General features: G+C 38.8%; 15 protein-coding genes. 11 read left to right on the top strand and 4 right to left on the bottom strand.

Annotation, left to right across the window (positions count from 1 at the left end):
- Positions 1-55: 55 nt before the first annotated feature.
- The 10 genes from RMA94_RS17455 (at position 56) to RMA94_RS17410 (ending at position 13,932) form a co-directional block, all read left to right on the top strand.
- Entirely contained in the window at positions 56-4,033 is a 3,978-nt protein-coding gene (locus RMA94_RS17455; RefSeq protein ID WP_311083847.1) for a tape measure protein, read from the top strand.
- Positions 4,034-4,469: 436 nt separating this feature from the next.
- Entirely contained in the window at positions 4,470-4,814 is a 345-nt protein-coding gene (locus tag RMA94_RS17450) for a phage tail protein (protein WP_311083846.1), read from the top strand.
- Between the two features lie 51 nt (positions 4,815-4,865).
- Complete coding sequence (locus RMA94_RS17445) at positions 4,866-6,014, top strand: hypothetical protein (RefSeq protein WP_311083845.1); 1,149 nt, start codon at positions 4,866-4,868, stop codon at positions 6,012-6,014.
- A complete protein-coding gene (locus tag RMA94_RS17440) occupies positions 6,001-6,807 on the top strand; it encodes a phage minor tail protein L (protein WP_151302398.1) in 807 nt (268 codons plus the stop codon). The genes RMA94_RS17445 and RMA94_RS17440 overlap by 14 nt, the downstream gene beginning before the upstream one ends.
- Before the next feature lie 6 nt (positions 6,808-6,813).
- A complete protein-coding gene (locus RMA94_RS17435; protein WP_311083844.1) occupies positions 6,814-7,605 on the top strand; it encodes a Mov34/MPN/PAD-1 family protein in 792 nt (263 codons plus the stop codon).
- A complete protein-coding gene (locus tag RMA94_RS17430; RefSeq protein WP_311083843.1) occupies positions 7,589-8,245 on the top strand; it encodes a tail assembly protein in 657 nt (218 codons plus the stop codon). Before RMA94_RS17435 ends, RMA94_RS17430 begins: the two co-directional genes overlap by 17 nt.
- A gap of 56 nt (positions 8,246-8,301) precedes the next feature.
- Positions 8,302-12,747 (top strand): phage tail protein, encoded by a 4,446-nt coding sequence (locus RMA94_RS17425; protein ID WP_311083842.1) that lies wholly within the window; start codon positions 8,302-8,304, stop codon positions 12,745-12,747.
- Between the two features lie 48 nt (positions 12,748-12,795).
- Positions 12,796-13,071, top strand: coding sequence for a holin (locus tag RMA94_RS17420; protein WP_086321571.1), 276 nt, complete (start codon positions 12,796-12,798; stop codon positions 13,069-13,071).
- Positions 13,055-13,564: a lysozyme gene (locus RMA94_RS17415; RefSeq protein ID WP_311083841.1), complete on the top strand. Its 510-nt coding sequence runs from the start codon at positions 13,055-13,057 to the stop codon at positions 13,562-13,564. Before RMA94_RS17420 ends, RMA94_RS17415 begins: the two co-directional genes overlap by 17 nt.
- A complete protein-coding gene (locus RMA94_RS17410; protein ID WP_311083840.1) occupies positions 13,564-13,932 on the top strand; it encodes a hypothetical protein in 369 nt (122 codons plus the stop codon). Before RMA94_RS17415 ends, RMA94_RS17410 begins: the two co-directional genes overlap by 1 nt.
- Positions 13,933-14,211: 279 nt before the next feature.
- Here the strand turns inward: RMA94_RS17410 and RMA94_RS17405 are convergent, their stop codons facing one another.
- Positions 14,212-14,892 carry a hypothetical protein gene (locus RMA94_RS17405; RefSeq protein ID WP_311083839.1) on the bottom strand — a complete coding sequence of 227 codons (681 nt, stop codon included), beginning with the start codon at positions 14,890-14,892 and terminating at the stop codon, positions 14,212-14,214.
- 183 nt (positions 14,893-15,075) lie between these two features.
- Between RMA94_RS17405 and RMA94_RS17400 the strand changes: the two genes are divergently transcribed.
- A complete protein-coding gene (locus tag RMA94_RS17400; RefSeq protein ID WP_311083838.1) occupies positions 15,076-15,453 on the top strand; it encodes a surface-adhesin E family protein in 378 nt (125 codons plus the stop codon).
- Between the two features lie 287 nt (positions 15,454-15,740).
- Here the strand turns inward: RMA94_RS17400 and RMA94_RS17395 are convergent, their stop codons facing one another.
- The 3 genes from RMA94_RS17395 to RMA94_RS17385 form a co-directional block, all read right to left on the bottom strand.
- Positions 15,741-17,039: a DNA polymerase thumb domain-containing protein gene (locus RMA94_RS17395; protein WP_311083837.1), complete on the bottom strand. Its 1,299-nt coding sequence runs from the start codon at positions 17,037-17,039 to the stop codon at positions 15,741-15,743.
- On the bottom strand, positions 17,036-17,533 hold the full coding sequence (locus RMA94_RS17390) for a LexA family transcriptional regulator (RefSeq protein ID WP_150378125.1): 498 nt from the start codon (positions 17,531-17,533) through the stop codon (positions 17,036-17,038). Before RMA94_RS17390 ends, RMA94_RS17395 begins: the two co-directional genes overlap by 4 nt.
- A 115-nt stretch (positions 17,534-17,648) precedes the next feature.
- The gene (locus RMA94_RS17385) at positions 17,649-18,293 is read right to left on the bottom strand and encodes an SOS response-associated peptidase family protein (RefSeq protein WP_311083836.1); all 645 of its coding nucleotides are present in this window, start codon (positions 18,291-18,293) and stop codon (positions 17,649-17,651) included.
- Positions 18,294-18,354: the final 61 nt, after the last annotated feature.

The raw sequence follows: 18,354 nt of genomic DNA, 5'->3' as shown, positions 1-18,354 counted from the left end.
ATTAAACATTAAACCCGCGAAAGCGGGTTTTTTATTGCCTAGAGGAAAGTTAAAGATGACTCAAGAATCACGTTTAGTAGTTATTATTGATTCAAGAAATGCGGAACGAAACGCAAGAAATCTAGGCAATGAACTAGACAGCATAGAAAAGAAAGGTGATTTCGCATCAAAGTCAATGGATGGTTTATCTGTTGCTACAAGAGCACTGGCTGGACACATGGCAGGGCTTGTAACTATCGGTGCTGCTATCTCTAAAATGGATGAATACACAGGATTACAGAACCGACTTAAATTAGTTACCAGCAATCAAATAGAGCTTAATAAAGCAACTGAAGACACCTTTAGAATTGCGCAAAAAACTTATTCTGCTTGGGATTCGGTTTTGCAGGTGTACCAACGCTTTAGCGACAATGCCAAAACACTTAATTTAAATATGGATGAAACTGCTCGCTTAACTGAAACCGTATCAAAAGCGGTGGCTATTAGTGGAGCAAGTGCAGCAGCTGCAGATGCTGCTCTTGTTCAATTTGGACAAGCCTTGGCAAGCGGAACTCTTCGCGGTGAAGAACTTAACTCTGTAATGGAACAAACACCTGCTTTAGCTAAAGCAATTGCTCAGGGTATGGGCATTACTGTAGGAGAGTTACGATCAGTAGCTGCTGAAGGAAAAATTACTTCTAAGGAAATTGTTAAAGCACTTAAAAATGTTCAAGATGATGTTGATGCTCTATTTGCAAAAACGGATATTACTATTGGCCAATCTCTCACCCTTTTAAATAATGAAATTACAAAGTTTGTAGGGGAATCAGGTAAAGGAAGTGGAGCAGCTCAAGTATTAGCTGACTCAGTACAACTCTTAGCCTCTAATTTAGAATTAATTTCAAATGGTGCAATGGTTTTAGGGATTGGATATGTAACTAAAGCAATAGCTACGAAGAGTGTTGCTGTTTATGCTGATGTAGCCGCTACTACTGCAAATGTTAAGGCTAGTAGAGATAAGGCTGTAGCCGATGCTTTAGAGGCTTCAGCGGCAGTTAAAACTGCACAAACACAAGTTGCAAGCTCTCAAGCAACATTACAAGTTTTAGCAGCTGAAAAAGCATTAGAAGTAGAAAGACTCAAAGCACAAATGAATGCCGTTGGCCGTACTCAATCAATTACACGAATGGCTGAATTGAAGAAAGTTGAAGCCCAAGTTACACGTGAATTAGCTGCAGCTGAAACGGCACTTGCTGCAGCACAAACAAAAGCCAATGCCACGAAGGTTACAGCACTATCAACTTTAGGAAAATTAGGTTCAGGAGCATTGGGATTAGTAGGTGGACCAATCGGTGCACTTGCATTGGGTGTAACTGCATTATCCGCTACCTATGTTTATTTTAAGGACAAAGCAGAAGAGGCTAATAAGAAGCTCGAGGAGCAAGCGGACGTTGCCAATAGATCTGCAACAGAATTAAAAAATTTACAGGGTCAGGCCAGAACGAAAGCGATTGATGATTTAACTACAGCTTTTAAAGCTCAGAATGATGAGCTTAAAAAAATGGAATACGGTGTAGGCTCAGCCCTAATTGATATCCAAAACTATGCGCAAGGCAATGTCGAAGTTACACGCATTTCAAATGAGGCTCGTTTAGGAACCATTAGCTATAAAGAGGCCCTGCAACAACTGGCGAAAGAAAAGTTACCTCCGACACTTAGAAAGGCGCTCGAGGAGCAAATTGAAAAATACAAGGAAGCATATGATAAAGCCGATAAAACAAAAACGGCCATTAAGCTTTTCGGTAAAGAGGTTGAATTGACGGGTAACAAGGCTCAAAACGCAGCTATAGAACAACAAAAACATGCTGATGCAATTAAAAATACCAAGCAAGCAGCAGATGATGCCCAAAAGTCACTAAAGAAGATGTATGAAGATAAGTTATTTGATACGCAATTTGTTGAAAAGGTGATGAAGCGAGGATTTACTGAAGCCCAAGCCAACGATCTTCTGAAAGTTTATAAAGATTCGATTGCCAAAGGTTTAAAAGGAGCTGATTTAGAGACTATTAATCTGCAAAAAGCAATTTGGAAATCTGAGGAATCCATTAAAGCGCAAACGGATGCAAGAACAGAGTCAATTCGTGAACAAAATAAGGAGTTAAAAAATCAGCAAAAAGTTTTAGCCGTAAATGCACAGGTTAAAGCAAATGCCTCTAAATATAATTTTTCAAATCTTGAAGCCAAATATGAACTTTTACCAGGTCTACTTTCTGCAATTAATATGCAAGAAAGTAAGGGGAAGGCAAGTGCAATTGGCCCGCAAACTAAATATGGAACAGCTAAGGGCGGATTTCAAATGCTGGACGATACAGCTAAGCGCTGGGGTCTAGTTGGCAAAGAGGTTTTTGATACTGGCAAAGCGGCGGAAGCAGCTGCCAAATATTTAAATTTCCTCTTCAAAAAATTTGGCAATTGGGATAAGGCAATTTCTGCTTATCACGCTGGGGAAGGGAATGTAGAAAAAGGTACTAATATTGGTCCAGTAAATCGTCAATATGTCAAAAACGTTAAAGGATATGTTGCTGGCAATAATGGTTTCGACATGGCTGGTGTATCTGAGAAAGATTTTGATTCATATCTCAATCAGTTCTTGAAGAGTCAAGAAGAAGCTGAGAACTTAAGAAATCAGTACCTTGATAAAGATACACTTGCTGAAAAAGGGTACTTAAAAACTCTTAGTGACTTAAAACTGCATTTTAAGGGTGAAGAATTAAAAAGTTTAACTGCAAAAGAAGTTGATCGTTTTAATGCCCAGAAACAACTCAACACTCAGCAGCTAGAATATGAACTTAATGAATATAAGTTGAATGAAGTTCAAAAACTTGAGATGCAAAAGCAAACTAAACTGCTGCAAATTAAGGCATCAAAAGAATATTCTGATACTGAAAAAGAAATTCGTAGCAAGGCTGTAACAGCCATGTTTGATTATGAAATTGCTGAATATCGCAAACTTCAAAAGCAAAAGCTCGAAGAATATCAAAAAGCGATGTATGAGCAGGCGTCTATCGCTCAAGCCGAGGCTTTAAACCTAAAAGCTAAGAGGACCCTCACACCCGACCAGCTTGATTCGTGGAACTTACAGAATCAATATAGTGATGATATGCAGAAGGCTAATGAATCTTATTCTTCTACTGCAAAATCAATCTCTGAAGATAAAACTATTGTTGATGAAGAAAAGCGTTTTCAAGCTTTGCTAGATGCTGAAGAAATATTTCGCCAGCAAAAATATGCAATTAATGAAAAATATACGCTTATGGAACAAGACTTACAGAAATCTGCAAGAGAGAGAGAAATCGAAGGTTACGGGCAATTGATGTCTCAAACTTCTACGGTTTGGGGAAATATGACCGCAATGGTCAGAGAGTCAGCTGGAGAGCAAAGTGGAGCTTATAAAGCAATGTTCTTGGTTCAGCAAGGTATTGCAATAGCCCAAGGCATTATTAGTACTGAATTGGCAGCAGCCAAAGCTTTAGAACTAGGTCCAGTTCTAGGTATTCCAGCTGCCGCCGTTGTGCGTGGTTTGGGCTATGCCTCTGTAGGCTTAATTGCAGCACAGACTATCGCTGGATTCTCTGATGGTGGTTATACAGGAAACGGCCTTAAACACACTCCAGCAGGGATTGTGCATAAGGGCGAAGTTGTATGGTCGCAAGATGACATTAAAAGATGGGGAGGGGTGAGCGTTGTTGAAAGCATGCGTCAAAGCAAACCTAGTGGTTATGCAAACGGAGGGTATGTTTCTAACAACAATACTGATGTTATAGCAACCCGACGGGAGGCACTACAGTTTGATGCGATTAATTCTGGAAGAGTCGAGAAGTCTCAACCCACTGTGACCATTATCAATCAGACTTCAGAGAAAGTGGATGCTACATCTGAATGGGATGGCAAGGAGTTAACAGTTATTCTAAAAGAGTATCAAAAGCAAAATGAAGCAATGGTGGATTCGAAGATTGAAAAACGATTCATGATGTCTAAACGACAGGGGTGGTGAGGAAATCACATTGCTACCATCATAAATTAATTTGAACCCACTCGAATGAGTGGTTTTTTCATTTTGTGTTTTAGCCGATTCACCCAGGATATCCAAGGGAGATTTTTAAGAGCGAGAAAAACAGAACAATATAATAGGGGCTTTTTTAGCACCTTTTATATTTTTACGTACAAAAAACCCTCGATTGCAGTCGAGGGTTTTTTGTTTTCCATCACTTGCGAAAGTATGAAAAGAGATGAATCTATATGGAACATTTTAAACCAATAGTGGAGCTTCTGAAAGTGTCTATTGAAAAGTATGGTTTATGGCAGACAATTCTTGCCTTTTTAATATTGTTTTCTATACCAATTCTATTATGGAAATTACCTGAAATCATTGCTGCAATTAAAGCTTAAAACCGACCCAAAACAAGGTCGGTTTTTTATGGATTCAATTTATGAGCGACCTTAAATTCAACTTTGACTGTGACTTAGATGGTAATAGTAATACTCAGCGCTTTAATACTTTGTCTTCTAAGTTTGGTGACGGTTATGAGCAGAATACTTCAATTGGTATTAATAACCGATCTGGTGAATGGACATATCAAAGAACGGCTTATAAAGCTGAAATTATGCAGATTAAAGCTTTCTTTGATCAACACAAAGGCGCGGACTCATTTCTGTGGGATTCGCCGTTAGATGGTGAAGTCCGTGTAAAAACTAGTCCTGAATACCAACCGCGCCAAATTGGCGGTGACACTTGGCAAATTTCCACAACGTTTACCCAAGTTTTTTACCCTTAATTTAAACCTCTTTGAAGCCCCTTTTTAGGGGCTTTTTTTGTGAGTAAGAAAATGACATATCAAACTGTAAATCTTGGCACAGCACCAACAGGCGCTGGCGGTGATACATTCCGCTCAACTGGCGCAAAAATGAATGAAAACTTTACCAACCCGTCCCATGCAGCGAGTCGTTACGTTGGTGGTAATGCTGGTAATTTAATGGAGGTAGGGTTCTGTGGGCTGGGTGTAAATCAAGCTGGTACACCCGCCATTGAGAGCCAGAAGACATTAAATAATGGATTTTATGGTGCAAATGCTTTAGACGGTTTTCCGTATGGTTACGGTGAAATGCTTGTCTTAAATCAAACCGGGTGGGTTCACAGACTTTTCTTTCCAGCGCTTGGGAATGCGGTCCCTCATATCTCTTCATCTATCAATGGCGATCCATGGTCTACTCATGGGGCCTTTGTCGTTTTAAATAAGAATGCAACGATCGATGGCAATGGGTTTATTAAAGCAGCGTCTCCAGTAATTAAGCTTTTTGCAGATAAAATTGAACCTAACGATGAAGCTGCTGAACAACCCCTCTCTTTTGAGAAATTAGGCATTGGCCATTACCTTGTTAAAGGATCATCCGGTTTTGCTAAAGATGGATGGTGGATTGAAATTCCAACTGACACCCATGGTAATAAGATTTGTGCGGTTGAATATAAAACCTTAGAAAACGGTGATCTTGAAATTAAAACATTCAAGAAAAGAATGAATGATGAAGGCGATATTGTTGCAAATCTTGATGCACAAATTGAGATACCAAAAAATGCGAATGGCGAGCCGCGTTGGATCGATATTCGTTTAAACAGCATTAAGAAGACAATTGTAAGAAAAGTTCCGAGAACAGAAAAACAACCACGTATGGTCCAGCAAATCAAGTATTCAATGCAACCAACTTTCATGACCCGTTTAACTGAACTCATTGATGATGAAGGTAGAGTTGTAATGGTGGACGGAAAACCATTCCAGAAAAAAGAAACTTATCTTGTTACTGATTCTGCTGGAATGGCAACACTAACAAAGCAACCGATCATTAATGAAAATGGTGAACCAGTTTTTGAGTGGGTTCAAGCTGTTGACGGTGAAGGCAAACCCGTATTTGACGATGTGCTGGTTCTTGATAAAGACGGAAATCAGATTTATGACGAGGTAACACATGAGTCTGAATAGTGATTTTCAGAAGCTATATGTTGATGGATTAATCCATTTGTATGAACTAGATGCCAGCTCACTTGGAGCTGGCATTTTACGTTTCCACGGGCATATAGCTTTTCAAGACTGGGAGAAGATCTACTCTTCAATAGGATCTGATGGCTTGATTGGTGCCGACACAGGCAGCATTGGAAAGATATTCGATACTGGTGATCAAAAAGTATGGAACCGAAATATTGTCTGGCAGGGTCAAGTTTTTGAGCCAATGGCTTTGGAGGTTTCGGGGCTTGAAATGCGATCAGATGGTAAAGCCTCAGCACCAACTTTGAACATGGCGAACAATATTAACGGCATCCAGAATGCAGTATCTGCTTACTGTTTGCAGTTTAAAGACTTTGCTGGCGCAAAACTTAAAGTCATTACCACACTTGCTAAATACATTGATGCTGAAAACTTCACTTCAGGTAACCCAACGGCATCGAATGAATCAAAAGAGCAAATTTGGTACATCGAGCAAAAGACATCTGAAAACGCCCAACAGGTAACTTTTGAGCTCTCTAATCCAATCGATTTTGAAGGTTTGAAAATCCCAGTTCGACAAATTACTTCACTTTGTCATTGGTGCATGGTTGGCAAGTATCGCGGTGAGGAATGTGGTTACACAGGTATTGCAATGTTCACCGATAAAGATGAGCCAACAGATAATCCGGCACTTGATCGTTGTGGTGGACGTTTGCGTTCTTGCCGCTTGCGATTTGGTGAAAATAAACCATTGCCTTTCGGCGGGTTCCCTGCTTCAAGCTTATTGTGAGGTCTTATGAAACTGACAGCAAAAATTAAAAAAGCGATCATGGCCCATGCTGAAAAATGTTATCCGGAAGAATGTTGTGGGTTAATTGTCGGTGGTAAATATTTACCATGCACTAATATTGCCCCAACAATTTATGATCAAAATGGCATCATTAAACAGGATAAAACAACTAATTTTGAAATCGACCCTGAAGATCTCGTGTCTGCAGAAAATCAGGGTGAAATTCAAGCTTATGTTCATTCGCATCCAGATGGCACGACCCGAGCTACTGATTTAGATCGTATCCAAATTGAACTCCATAAAAAGCCATGGGTAATTTGTTCATATCCGGATCTTGACTTGCAAGTTTACGAGCCTTGTGGCTATCGCGCTCCATTGGTTGGAAGAAACTATATTCACCATTATCAGGATTGTTATGCATTGGTTCGTGACTTTTATGGCCTCGAATTTGGTATTAAATTGCCAGACTTTGAACGAAAAGATGGGTGGTGGGAAGACAAAGATCATCCGTCAATTTTGATTGATAACTTTCCGAAAGCTGGTTTCTATGAAGTGGACACTCCGCAATATGGAGATATGTTGATTTGTCGAGTACCACGAACAGAACACCCAAATCATTGCATCATTTGGCTTGGTGATAATGCAATGCTCAAGTCCGAAGATACTGAACCTTGTATTGGCAATACATTAATTTTGCATCAGCTTCACGGCCGTAAATCTATACGTGAAATCTATGGACCGCAATGGTCAACCAGAACGGTAAAAATCTTGAGGCATAGAGATGTTAAAAACAATTAAGTTGTACGGCATCTTGGGGCAAAAGTTTGGTCGTGAATTTAAGCTCGATGTCGCAAATACTCGCGAAGCAATGCGGGCATTATCTGTTCAAATTTCTGGCTTTGAACACTTTATGTTGCATGCACATGAGCATGGCCTACGCTTTGCCGTGTTTTTAAAGGGTAAGAACTCAAGTAATAAGCGAGGCAAGAAACGCCCAGCAATTTATGACCATGAAACTAAGCGGCTCATTACCGGCGATAACATTGGTGAAGAGCAGCTCGATATGTCTACAGAAGCTGATGTTATTCATATTGTTCCACGAGTTGTTGGGGCTGGTGGGAATGGCACATTGCAAACTATTCTTGGTGCTGTGATGGTAGTGGTTGGTGTAATTATGATGTATACGCCAGCAGCAGCTTACGCTCCTTCTGTGATAGGTGCAGGTATCGGTATGATGGTCGGTGGTGTCGCAATGATGCTCATGCCAAAAATTGATAATACTCAAGACCAGAACCAAGATGGCAACCGTGCCAATAAAGGCTTTGGCGGTGCGGTCACAACAGTTGCTCAGGGCAACCCAGTACCAATTTTATATGGACAACGTGAAATCGGTGGTTTCATTGTGAGTGCAGGCCAATATTCTGAAGATCAGATGTAAATTTTAATTATTTAACAGGCGCTTGCTAGCGCCTTTTTTATTGCGTGAGATTTCTTATGAATGCAGTACTAGGCGCAAAGAAAGGCAGTGATAAACAACGGCAGCCTGTCATTTCACCAGATTCAGCTCAATCAAAAACATATATCAAGGTTTTATATGGGTTAGCAGAAGGTGAAATTGAAGGTTTAGCAAATGGGCTTCAATCGATTTATTTAGAAGAAACACCACTTCAAAATTCAAATGGTGGTTTCAACTTTGAAAATGTAAAAGTTGATTTTCGAAATGGCACTAATGATCAAGAGTACATTGAAGGCTTCCCTTCAGTAGAAAGTGAAACTGCCATCGATGTGGAATTAAAGTCGGAAACACCATGGGTCCGTGCTTTTAGCAATCTAGATCTCGATGCAGTTCGTTTACGCTTAAAATGGGGACCTTTGCGCAGTCAAAACGCCACAAATGGTGATGTGTCGGGCATTACAATCGAATACGCAATTGATTTGCAGACTGATGGTGGTATCTGGACTGAAGTTTTAAAAACAAAGATTTCAGATAAAACTTCTGCTAATTATGAACGAGCTCATCGTATTGATTTGCCTCGAGCTGACTCAGGTTGGCTCATACGTGTTCGCAGACTTACACCGAACTCAACGTCAGAGTATGTCAGTGACAAGATGTATATTGAAGCAGTGACTGAAGTCATTGATGCGAAATTACGTTACCCAAATACAGCATTATTGGGCCTTCAATATGATGCAGAGACTTTTGGAAACGTTGCTAAAGTAGCAGCAGATACAAAGGGAAGAATTCTAAAGGTTCCTACTAACTACAATCCCGCAACACGACAATATGTTGGGATATGGGACGGTACTTTCAAAGAGGCATATTCCAATAACCCGGCATGGATCTATTATGATATATGCACAGTAGACCGTTATGCTTTGGGTGACCGCTTAACTCCGCTAATGGTTGATAAGTGGTCTTTATATCGTTTAGCTCAATATTGTGATGAGTTAGTACCGGACGGATTAGGCGGTCAAGAACCACGTTTCACTTGTAATGTTTATCTTCAAAGTGCGGAAGGTGCCTTTGAAATTTTAACTAAGTTAGCTGGTGTATTCCGTGCGATAACATTTTGGGATGGCAATAGCATTATTTGCGATGCGGATATTCCCCAAGATACATATTTCACTTATACGCGTGCCAATGTCATTGGTGGCAATTTTGAGTACTCAGGTACCCGTGCACGGGATCGGCACAATGTTGTAAAAGTGGCTTGGGATAACCCAGCTAATCATTACAAAACAGAATATGAATTTGTTCGGGATGAAAAAGCGATTTCAGAAGCTGGCCAAGTTCGTATTTCGGAAATTGATGCTTGGGGATGTACTTCGCGTGGGCAAGCGCAGCGAGCAGGCTGGTGGGCATTAAAGTCTGAGCAGTTAGAAACTCGAACCGTCAGTTTCAAAGTTGGTCTGGATGGCCATATTCCGCAGCCGGGAAGAGTTATTGATATTGCGGATCCTCTATTTGCAGGACGAGCTAATGGTGGTCGTGTTTCTAAAATCTCAGCTGATCGTAAAAGCATTACGCTAGATCGTGATGATGTTGTGGCAGTTGCTGGTGATCGACTTATTATTAATGGCGAGGATGGCAAAGCTCAAACACGAATTGTTCAATCAATCTCAGGCCGTGTTGTTACTGTTACTCATGAATTTGATGCTATTGCCAATCAAAATGTATGGGTTATAGATGCTCAAGACTTGGCAACAATGAAGTTTCGAGTGATTTCTATTACCCAAGATGAGCATCATCAATTTTCAGTGACTGCACTTCAATATAACCCAGCCAAATTTGATGCCATTGATAAGGGCGCTTATTTTGATGAGGTCCCGATTTCGATTGTGAACCCAACAATTCAGGATCCTGTAACTGATGTCGTTGTTACTAGTGAAAGCCGAGTTGATCAGGGCATCAACGTGGCGATAATGATAGTATCTTGGGCGCAGGCTAAGGGCGCGGTTAAATATCAAGTTGAGTGGCGTAAAGATGACGGCAGCTGGATTAAGCTTCCAGTAACCGGCAATAATTCAGTCGAAGTTCCTGGTATTTATGCGGGGCAGTATCAAGCACGTGTAACGGCAATTTCAGCATTTGAGATTGCTTCTTTACCAGTTTATTCAACTTTGACTGAACTTTCTGGAAAGCAAGGTTTACCGCCAAAATTGGCATTTATCCAAGCGACAGGAATCTTATTTGGTATAAAACTTGATTGGGGCTTTCCTGCAACCGGTGCGCTTGATACAGCTTATACTGAAATTCAAGTTTCACCGGATGGTACCAGCAATATTGCCCAATTAGGCTTATTTGCGTATCCAACGACGACTCATACTCTGCAAGGTTTACAGCCAAATCTGACTCAATTTTATCGGGGGCGGTTGATCGACAGGATTGGAAATATTGGGCCATGGTCGGACTGGACTCATGCGACAACTTCTGCCGATGCTACAGACGTTCTTGAGCTCTTGAATGATCAAATCAGTGAATCTCAGCTCAATCAGGATCTTAAAACCAAGATTGATCATATTGAGACTATTGATGCGGAAATAGGTCCAATTAAGCTAGACATTCAGAATACGAAAGATCGAATTGCACAAGAAGTCATTGATCGTCAAAACGCTATTCAACAAGCGAAAGATGGTTTAACACAGCAAATTATTGCAGGTGATGAAGGTGTTCTTGAAGTCGTAAATACTGTTAAACAGTCAAGTGACGAGGGAATTGCAGCGGCTCAAGAAAGTATTCGGGTTGTTGCAAATGATCTCTCACTTGTTGCTGAAAAGACCGATGGCGTGTATGCACAGTTAAATCCACCATTGATCGGCTCTCAGTCAGATTTGATTGGTAATGATCAGGGCTTCGCAGGAACTTGGTCAGTTCAATCGGCAATGATCGAAGGAGATATTGCACTAAGCAAACGTATAGATACTACAGTTGTCGAGGTTAATGATTTACGTGCATACGCTCAACAAGAGGTTCAAGCTCGAATTGAGGGTGATAGGGTAACTGTTCAAAAAATAGATAACTATATCGCAAGCAATGATAGTGCTCTTGCAACTGTACGCCAGTCGGCACAGGTAGCAGTTGAGCAGTCATCGGCAAATGCTGAGGCAATTGATTTAATTAATCTTGAGCTTGACGATAAAGCTTCGACTGGTGCACTTGAGCAGGTTAAGTCAGACATTAAAGATGTTGATAACATGATCATTGCTCAGACAACGAGAATTGACGGTGTTTATGCACAGTTAAATCCACCTTTAATTGGATCTGAATCTGACTTAATTGGTAATGACGGTGGTTATGCAGGGGTATGGTCAGAGCAATCTGCTCGTATCGAAGGTGATTTGGCACAATCCAAACGCACAGATCAAGTATCTGCACAATTGAATGACAGCAATGCTTTGTTTCAGCAAAAAATCAATGCGAATGCTAGTGCTATTTCTTCAGCGATAAAAGTAACGGAAACGTTGCAAACTAAAGTCGGTGAGAATAGTGCTTCTATTCAAAATGTCACTGAAAGTGTGGATGGTATCTATGCTCAGCAGTTTACCAAGTTCGATGTAAATGGTCATGTTTCAGGCCATGGATCAATGAATGATGGAACTACTTCAACTTTCATTTTTAACTATGACTGCATTCAATTTGGTACTCCAGTGGGTATAGATGGTATTGAGCCAAAACCCTTAATGACATTGCAAAATACGCCTGTGACTTTGCCTAACGGTACTGTCATTCCTCGTGGTTTGTATGTCGATAATGCTAGTTTTGGGTATATCAATGCGAATCGAATCTGGGCTGAAAACTTAAGTACTATTAGTGCAGACTTGGGGACAATTAAAGTCAAAACTGCGAATATTGAAGATGGCGCAATTGATACTCTAAAGATCAAGGATGAGGCTGTAACTGTACCGATAGGAGTTAAAGCAATTGATATCAAAACTATCAATAGTTTTTCAGGGGGATCAACTGGTGGGTTGCCTAATAATGATTTTAACAACCACCTATCAGCGTGGGAAAATCATATAGGTACACTTTTACAAGTAACGCTAAATAGAAGTGGTGGAAAAGTTAGAATTGATGCTTCAGTAAATATTTGCACACCTACTTTTGGCGCTTTTAGTGTAAGTGACGGACGAGGTAATCCAATTGCAGCAAATGACAGGGCCATGGCTTCTTTTTATATTTCTATATATCGGAATGGAAATTTAATTGGACGGGGTTCATTAGGGGCAAATCTTGAAACTGGTACTATTAATGTCAATTTCAACGGGACTGCGGTTATCGTTTCTGCTATTGATGATAATAGTACGGTTGGCAATATTACATATGAACTTAAAGCGGGTTTTGCTCGACAGGAGGGTGTTAATATTCCATTGAATATCAGTTCTAACAATACTTTCATGATTACTTCAAGAACATTAAGTGTAATTGAAATGAAGAAATAACAGCACCCAAACGGGTGCTTTTTTATTGCCTATTTCTGGAGAAATAAAATGTCTGAAACCCAGTCTGCATTCGGGGTTGGTGCAGCAACAATAACGCAAAAAGTAACAGCAACTACTGGTGTGGGGTCGTTTATTGGATTTATAGCAAAAATTGATGTTATTGCGTGGGGTGGTTTATTTATTGCGGCACTTGGTTTGGTTATTCAAATCTATTTTGCTATTGCACGTAATCGCCGTGAGAGAGTCGAACACAAATTAAGAAAGGCTGAATATGAACTTCGGATCGAAAAGTTAAAAGGTGACTGTAATGTCAAACAAGACTAAATATGCGGTGGGTTTACTAGCAGCTTCGGCTGCTTTTTTTATGGGCGTAAAAGTTGATGAGGGGTATACATCAAAGCCGGTAATTCCGGTTAAGGGGGATCGCCCAACTCAGGGCCATGGTTCGACATTTAAGCCAGATGGCTCACCAGTAAAAATGACGGATCCACCAATTACACGTGCGACCGCAGATAAATGGTTACGTAATGATGTGTCTAAACGTGAAGTTGCATTTAAAGATTCATTAAAGGTGGTGAAATTATCACAGACCGAGTATGACCTTTACCTTGATTTTTCATATCAGTACGGTGTGCCAACATTCGCAAAATCTTCAATACTTAAGCATTTGAAGGTTGGTCAATATAAAGCTGCTTGCGACTCATTACTTAAATATAAGTACGTTGCAAAGCGTGACTGCTCTATTCGTAAAAATGGCTGCTATGGAGTTTGGACCAGACAAGTAGAAAGACATGCGAAATGTATAGGAGCGCAGTAATGTGGATTGTATTTGCTGCTAAATTTTGGCGAGAAATCATTATTGGTTTTCTCGCTTTTTTATTGGTCATCTGTTTGGCCATGCTTAATCACAGGACTGGTCAGCTAAAAGAAGCTGATCAAAAGTGCTTGTCACAGATCCAGAAAATTGAAAAGAAAAACTTAGAAGCCATTGCAGAAAAGCAGAATCAGATCAATAAAGTGAGCGCAGACTATGAGCGAATCAAAGCAGAGCAAAGCACTAAAGTCGAAACAATTACACGTGAAGTGCAAAAGATCATTGAACGTCCTGTTTATAAGTCTAGCTGTATTGATGCTGACGGGGTGTACCAAGTCAACGATCTTATCAAAGCCGGTAATACCAGCTAACCTAATCCAGCCATGCCCTAATTTAAATGAAATTAAGGGTACAACTGGCAAAGATTTAATGATCTGGTCAGTTGATACAGTTGCAAAATATAATGACTGTAAAACAAGACATATTGCGATTGTGAAGGCTCTTGAATAAGAGTTTCTGTTAATACTTGCATTTATGTAAAAGCCCTCTACGGAGGGCTTTAATTGAGAAAATATTTGCTCATTTTTAATAAAATCAATTGGTTTTGAGCAAAATTATTCACATTTTTAAAATGTTTAAAGATGGCAACATTAATTTAAGTGCTCTTGCAATTTATACAAAATATCCTTTATAACCTTTTCATATGTATTTGTTCTTAATAATAAGTACTCTTCAAATAAGTAATTATAATTTTGCCAGAATTGATTATATGAAGAGTATGAAAGTTCTTCTTCATTGTTATAATATTTAAAAAATTGTCTATATAAGTCTTTTTGAATTATTAAAAAATCATCTCCTTGGTTAGTAACTACGCAATAGTCAACCAATTGACTCATGAAGTTCTTAAATTCATATTCAGCTTCATGTATTTGCGAAAACATTAGATTCATGTCATTTCTTTTTTCTTTAACCTCGGGGGCATCAAGTTGTAGCTCCATATCACTATGCCAATCGATGATATTTGATAAGCCTGAAAACGTATCATTAGCTTTAAATAACGATAACTCAAATTTTTTAAATTGATTATAAGTCTTTAGAGCAAAATCGTTTTGGACCTGTTTATTATGTAGTTCTTTCCAATCGCTAAAAAGTGCTATTGCAATTAATGCAGCAGCCAGAGTCGAACCGATAGAGAAGATATCCTTGATGAACCCAATATCTATTTTTTGACCAAAAAATAATTTTAAAACTAGAATTATAATTACACACATAATTATGACTAGAGAAAATATACAGAACGCATTGATCACATTATCTTTATTTAAGCGCATAACCGTATCTATCTGGAAAATTTATTGATTTATAACTAATAAACCATCCCAACGGAAGAGATTTTAACTCAATTTATCTCTTTACATCGATTAAAGATTACCAATGCTTAAATTTATTAAAATGGTTACCAAGTTGATATATAATATATTTTCAAAAATGAATTTATTAGATATTCCTACTCTATGAAAAAAATATTTTTAATTGTTGCATTACTGGTTCCAAGTTTAAGTTTTGGAGCTCAATGGAAAACATATGCCACTTCAGGTGAGGGTAATCAGGTATCAGCGTTAGACCTTGATTCTTTAAAAGAGGTTAAACCAAATGTATTTAATGTTTGGACCAACTTAACCGACAAAAATCTGAAAATGAATACTAAAATAAACAATTATGTAGATTGCAAAAATGAAACGATTAATAGTGCTGATATTTACATGTACAAGGATGGAAAGCTAATTAATTCTTTTATTAATGAAACTGATATTTTGTCTCCTCCTGGTGGTAGTGTTGGATGGCAACTCGTTCAAGCAGTTTGTAGTAAAAGTAATAGTAAACTTAAATAATTAGATTATATGATCTATTTAGATTTTGGTGTGTCTATAAATTTTAATCTAAAGCTTTAGTTATCGAGCAGCCCCCTGTTTTACATGAGGGGCTTTGTTATCCAGACACGATTATAGTGATATGGGTATTTTTAGCAGATGCTATGACTAAATTGAATGAACGGAAATGTCATAAGATTCAATAGCCATTATTTTCCTATAGTTTTTAAAAAAATAATTTGAAAATATTAAATATATTTGAATTTTTTTCAATATAGATAATTGATATTAATTAGGAATAGTCATTCTTATTTTACTATTGTAAGTAATTCATCCCATCTAAAGGGATTTCTACTCAATTTATCCCGCGACATCGACCAGTTTCGACCAGGAATAAAACATGGTCCAACACTAATTTTTTTCTTTCCAAACTTACTATGGATACCATCCATAGCTTTCATCAAACATTCCTTTTTCTCTATGTGCTCAAAGTCGGTTAAGAGGTCATAGATATGGCCAGTTTTGGGCTCAAGTCCTGTCAGCACAACACCGCACTTCTTATATTTAATCCCTTCTTTATAGATTTCGTTCAACATCCTTGTCGCTGCTTTGACAAAATCTACAGCGCAATCAGTCGGTTCTGAAAAAGAGCCTGTGATTGATTTGTTATAGAACGGCACATTTGGATCAAATGGGTTTGACTGTACAAAAGCAATCATACACCCGCATAAAAGCCCTTCATCACGTAAGCGTTTACATGCATCTTGAGCATACATAGAGATAGCTTCTTTTAGATCCGTTAGTTCAGTTACACGACCACCGAAAGACCTTGAAGCGACAATTTGCTTTTTTGATGGGGGAGTGTGTTCGATCTCAATGCATGAGATACCTTGTAGCTCGTAAATCGTGCGGGCCATAACAATCGAAAATTTTTTCTGCATTTCGCGCGGCTCAGCACAAGCTAGATCAAGGACTGTATTGATTCCCATTCCATGTAGTTTTTTTGAATGCTTACGACCAACACCCCAAACCTCTGAAACATCAATCAATGAAAAATAGTATTCTTTATTGCATGGATCCATGGACACCAGATCGCATACACTGTTAAAACCGGGATTCTTTTTAGCAATATGATTAGCAATCTTAGATTCTGTTTTACTTCTGCCGATTCCAACACATACTGGTAAACCGAGCCATTTCCATATTTGCTGCCGCATTTGTTGGCCAACCTTCTCTAAATCAAAGTTCTTCTCATAAGCTGAGAAATCAACAAAGCATTCATCAATCGAATAAGGTTCAACTTCCTCTGCGGTTACATACGAGCTCAGAATTTTATGAAAACGTCTCGACATTTCTGCATACATTGCATAGTTGCTTGAAAGTACGATTACGTTATGTTGCTGAACAATATCTTTGATCTGGAATAGGGGAACGCCCATTTTAATGCCTAGCGCTTTTGATTCATTGCTGCGAGCAACTGCACATCCATCATTATTGCTAAGAACAATCACAGGTTTGTTGTTTAAACTTGGGTCAAAGACTCTCTCACAAGAGACGTACATGTTATTGACGTCAATTAAGAAAAAGACTTTGTTCTCATGTTTCATGAGTTTCTAATCATTTTAATGATGCAGGTGACAACGCCCCAAATTATTAATTCTTGGCCATCCAATAAATGAATATCTTTGTAATCTGGATTTTCCGCTTTTAGCCATTGGCCTTTTTCATCGATCATTAGACGCTTAACTGTAAAATCATTATCGATTAGTGCCACGACAATATCGCCGTGTTTTGCATCGAGACTGCGATCGACAATTAGTTCGTCATCAATATCAATACCTGCATTCAGCATTGAAAGGGAAGCTACTTTAACAATGAAAGTTGCAGTTTCATTTTTTATTAAGTGTTCATTCATATCGAGAGCTTTGTCTATGTAATCTTGCGCCGGAGAGGGGAAGCCAGCGTTGATCTTCTCTAAAGCATAAGGCACAAGTATGTGTGTTGTTGGAACAACTTGCTTGATAGATAAGGCTTCAGATAAAACAATACCTTGTGTGAGGTACGGTTTTATCTGGATAATGGATGGTGCAATTTCGCTCATAGAATATCCCCTAACTTGAATTTGTAACATATTCAAGATGATATGCTAGAGCACAGTTGAATTTCAAATTTAAAAAGTTGTGGATAAATAATGACTAGTCATTACTTGTCGCACATTATTGTGCATTTGGTCGGAATTTCTTCAATTCTGATCTTGGTTGTGCTACGAACTCATCAGCAGGCATATCTAAGAAAAAATCCTTAGCTTCTTCATGTTTACAGTGCAGCCAGTCATCTCTTAGTTCTGGTGGAATAACAATAATAGAGCGCTTTTCATCAGTAGGGGCATGGAATTGCTTCATGAAAGGGTGGTGATCAGAATTAATTGTGAGCATGCTCATAGATCTGATTTCTTCGCCGTTGATTACCGTATATTCATAAATGCCGGCAATTGTAAAAGGCATATCATCTTTCCTATAAATCCCCCACCAATCTGGCTTATTGTTAATGTACTTTGGTTCAAAAATCACATCTGCAGGGATTAAACAGAATTGGTTTTTCTTCCATGCATTTCGGAAGCTAGGCTTTTCATGAACTGTCTCAGTTCTTGCGTTGTAAGTGTTGTGTACCTTTTTAAGTTCCTTAACCCATGGAGCGACTAAACCAAACCTAGCCAATCGCCATTCCATTTGTTCTTTTTTAGAGAATAGAAGGGGAGCTTCATAGTTAGGGTATATGTGAGATTTATATTCAAATGTTGGCTCAAACAGATCCAATAAATGAATTCTATCTTTAGCAATTGGTTCATAGTTTGAGCACATAAGGAACCTCGATAAAATCTTAAAATAAAAAATTATTAGTTCTTTAAATCAATATATAAGT

The organism is Acinetobacter sp. V115_6 (assembly GCF_031799025.1).
GTDB classification, from domain to species: domain Bacteria; phylum Pseudomonadota; class Gammaproteobacteria; order Pseudomonadales; family Moraxellaceae; genus Acinetobacter; species Acinetobacter pittii.
The sequence above is the reverse complement of the archived record's forward strand: the minus strand, read 5'-3'. Positions and strand labels throughout refer to the sequence as shown.

Bases quoted from the DNA above. Each gene is read 5' to 3' on its own strand.
- RMA94_RS17455 (WP_311083847.1), top strand. From the start codon at position 56: ATGACTCAAGAATCACGTTTAGTAGTTATTATTGATTCAAGAAATGCG.
- RMA94_RS17450 (WP_311083846.1), top strand. From the start codon at position 4,470: ATGAGCGACCTTAAATTCAACTTTGACTGTGACTTAGATGGTAATAGT.
- RMA94_RS17445 (WP_311083845.1), top strand. From the start codon at position 4,866: ATGACATATCAAACTGTAAATCTTGGCACAGCACCAACAGGCGCTGGC.
- RMA94_RS17440 (WP_151302398.1), top strand. From the start codon at position 6,001: ATGAGTCTGAATAGTGATTTTCAGAAGCTATATGTTGATGGATTAATC.
- RMA94_RS17435 (WP_311083844.1), top strand. From the start codon at position 6,814: ATGAAACTGACAGCAAAAATTAAAAAAGCGATCATGGCCCATGCTGAA.
- RMA94_RS17430 (WP_311083843.1), top strand. From the start codon at position 7,589: ATGTTAAAAACAATTAAGTTGTACGGCATCTTGGGGCAAAAGTTTGGT.
- RMA94_RS17425 (WP_311083842.1), top strand. From the start codon at position 8,302: ATGAATGCAGTACTAGGCGCAAAGAAAGGCAGTGATAAACAACGGCAG.
- RMA94_RS17420 (WP_086321571.1), top strand. From the start codon at position 12,796: ATGTCTGAAACCCAGTCTGCATTCGGGGTTGGTGCAGCAACAATAACG.
- RMA94_RS17415 (WP_311083841.1), top strand. From the start codon at position 13,055: ATGTCAAACAAGACTAAATATGCGGTGGGTTTACTAGCAGCTTCGGCT.
- RMA94_RS17410 (WP_311083840.1), top strand. From the start codon at position 13,564: ATGTGGATTGTATTTGCTGCTAAATTTTGGCGAGAAATCATTATTGGT.
- RMA94_RS17405 (WP_311083839.1), bottom strand. From the start codon at position 14,892: ATGCGCTTAAATAAAGATAATGTGATCAATGCGTTCTGTATATTTTCT.
- RMA94_RS17400 (WP_311083838.1), top strand. From the start codon at position 15,076: ATGAAAAAAATATTTTTAATTGTTGCATTACTGGTTCCAAGTTTAAGT.
- RMA94_RS17395 (WP_311083837.1), bottom strand. From the start codon at position 17,039: ATGAAACATGAGAACAAAGTCTTTTTCTTAATTGACGTCAATAACATG.
- RMA94_RS17390 (WP_150378125.1), bottom strand. From the start codon at position 17,533: ATGAGCGAAATTGCACCATCCATTATCCAGATAAAACCGTACCTCACA.
- RMA94_RS17385 (WP_311083836.1), bottom strand. From the start codon at position 18,293: ATGTGCTCAAACTATGAACCAATTGCTAAAGATAGAATTCATTTATTG.